Source organism: Brevibacterium sp. FAM 24630 (assembly GCF_049804075.1).
In the GTDB taxonomy this organism is placed as follows: Bacteria; Actinomycetota; Actinomycetes; order Actinomycetales; family Brevibacteriaceae; genus Brevibacterium.
The window spans coordinates 1-255 of sequence record NZ_JBNBZD010000103.1; the positions used below are offsets into that span (position 1 = coordinate 1).

1 pseudogene is annotated in these 255 nt (G+C 63.5%); it reads right to left on the minus strand.

Annotated elements, in window-relative coordinates:
* A pseudogene (locus tag ACPUD7_RS17905) lies at positions 1-255 on the minus strand (IS110 family transposase); the annotation flags it as partial.

The window sequence follows — 255 nt, forward strand, 5'->3', positions numbered from 1 at the left end:
CACCCCGGTATCGGGGAGATTCCTTGACCGAACATTGTGCGGTCTCGCAGCATCGCCCAGAGCACGTTGATGCGTCGGCGTGCCAGGGCGAGGATCGCTTGTTTGTGGTTCTTGCCTTCAGCCCGTTGTCGGTCGTAGAACGCCTTCGATACCGGGCACCATCGCGATGCCACTTGCGCGGCGAGGTAGCAGGCCCGCAGCAGTCTGCGGTCGTAGCGTTTCGGTCGGTGGTGGTTACCGCTGATGCGCCCCGAG